Here is a 2,209-nt window from a genome sequence, read left to right as displayed (position 1 = left end):
TGCCGCCCCACCGCGCCCACGCGCCCCGCCCCCACCGGCCGCCCGAGCACCCCCGCCGACCCCACGCCCACCAGGACCAGGCCCCCCGCACCCCCCACGTCCGCCCCCACCACGCCCGAGCCGACCGGCACGCCCGAGGAACCGCCGGAGGGCGACCCTGGCGAGGAGGGTGACGCGGCCCGGACCCACCAGCGCGAGCAGCGTGCGCCGGATCGCTCCGCCGCGCGGGAACAAGACGGCGGCACCGCGCGTTCGGATCAGCAGACGCCCGCGTCCTAGGCGATCCTCAGTCCCGTACGACGTGCCCGGCGAGACCCGCCGCGGTCCTTCGCCCCCTACCCGTACGAGCCGAGAACTCAGGCGTTCCGCAAAGCTCATGGCCTTGCCCTCGTACCCCGTTGACCGGCTGGTTTGCCAGTGGGTGAGCGTGGTGCGTATGGTGGCAGATCGTTTCATCCGCTGTTCGTTTTTCATCCCTGTGCCCGGCGCTGATCTAAGAGCGCCGCGTGTGGCGCGTACCTTCCTTGCCGTAGCTGGATCGCACTGAGGCGGTCGTCTGCGCGTACACGGAGCTGGGGCACGTGCCGAAACTCCGGAAGGTTTCGCGTTTCACATGTCTGTTTCCACGTCCGATCACTCCGTCGTGCCCGCGTCCGACCAGACGCCCGCCGACACCACCCCCGAGCTGACCGCCCCCGCGCAGCCGACCGCCGAGACCGTCGACGCGCCCGCGACGACCGTTGACGCCGCCGGGACCGACGCCGTCGCCGAGAGCGCGCCGAGCGCCGCGGCGGACGAGGCCCCCGCCGAGAAGGCCCCCTCCTTCGCCGACCTCGGCCTGCCCGAGAACATCGTCCGCAAGCTCGCGCAGAACGGTGTGACCAGCCCGTTCCCGATCCAGGCCGCGACGATCCCCGACGCGCTCGCGGGCAAGGACATCCTCGGCCGCGGCCGCACCGGCTCGGGCAAGACCCTCTCCTTCGGCCTGCCGCTCCTCGCGCAGCTCGCCGGCGGCTTCACCGACAAGAAGAAGCCGCGCGGCGTCATCCTCACCCCGACCCGCGAGCTGGCGATGCAGGTCGCCGACGCCCTCCAGCCCTACGGCGATGTCCTCGACCTGCGCATGAAGGTCGTCTGCGGCGGTACGTCCATGGGCAACCAGATCTACGCCCTGGAGCGCGGCGTCGACATCCTCGTCGCCACCCCGGGCCGCCTGCGCGACCTCATCAACCGCGGCGCCTGCTCCCTGGAGAAGGTGCAAATCGCGATCCTCGACGAGGCCGACCAGATGGCCGACCTCGGCTTCATGCCCGAGGTCACCGAGCTGCTCGACCAGGTCCCGGCCGGCGGCCAGCGGATGCTCTTCTCCGCGACGCTGGAGAACGAGATCGACGCGCTCGTCAAGCGCTACCTCGTCAACCCGGTCGCCCACGAGGTCGACGCCGCCCAGGGCGCCGTCACCACGATGAGCCACCACATCCTCATCGTGAAGCCGCGCGACAAGGCCCCCGTCACCGCCGCGATCGCCTCCCGCAAGGGCCGCACGATCATCTTCGTGCGCACCCAGCTCGGCGCCGACCGCGTCGCCGAGCAGCTGCGCGACGCGGGCGTGAAGGCCGACGCGCTGCACGGCGGCATGACCCAGGGCGCACGCACCCGCGTCCTCGCCGACTTCAAGGACGGCTACGTCAACGCCCTCGTCGCCACGGACGTCGCCGCGCGCGGCATCCACGTCGACGGCATCGACCTCGTCCTCAACGTCGACCCGGCGGGCGACCACAAGGACTACCTGCACCGCTCGGGCCGCACCGCCCGCGCGGGCCGCTCCGGCACCGTCGTCTCCCTCTCGCTGCCGCACCAGCGCCGCCAGATCTTCCGCCTCATGGAGGACGCGGGCGTCGACGCCGCGCGCCACCAGATCGGCAGCGCCGTCTTCGACGCCGAGCTGGCCGAGATCACCGGCGCCCGCTCGATGACCGAGGTCCAGGCCGAGTCGGCGGGCCAGTCCGCCAAGCAGGCCGAGCGCGAGGTCGAGGACCTGACCCGCGAGCTGGAGCGCGCCAAGCGCCGCGCCAGCGAGTACCGCGCCGAGGCCGACCGCCTCGTCGCCCGCGCCGCCCGCGAGCGCGGCGAGGAGCCCCCGGCCCCGACGGTGGTCGCCGAGGGCGCGGAGTCCGGTACGGAGCAGGCCGCCGGTACGGAGACGGCC

General features: G+C 73.0%; 1 protein-coding gene and 1 pseudogene. Both read left to right on the top strand.

What is annotated here, in order from left to right; all coding sequences use genetic code 11:
* Positions 1–279 (top strand): annotated as a pseudogene (locus G3I42_RS36815) (hypothetical protein); the annotation flags it as partial.
* A gap of 334 nt (positions 280–613) precedes the next feature.
* Positions 614–2,209, top strand: a 1,596-nt coding sequence (locus G3I42_RS04175; protein ID WP_164282483.1) for a DEAD/DEAH box helicase, incomplete at its 3' end; no start/stop codon positions are given.

This window comes from Streptomyces sp. SID11385 (genome assembly GCF_010548245.1).
Lineage (GTDB): Bacteria > Actinomycetota > Actinomycetes > Streptomycetales > Streptomycetaceae > Streptomyces.
Note: the sequence above shows the minus strand (reverse complement) of the source record. Positions and strands in the feature narration are given on the sequence as shown.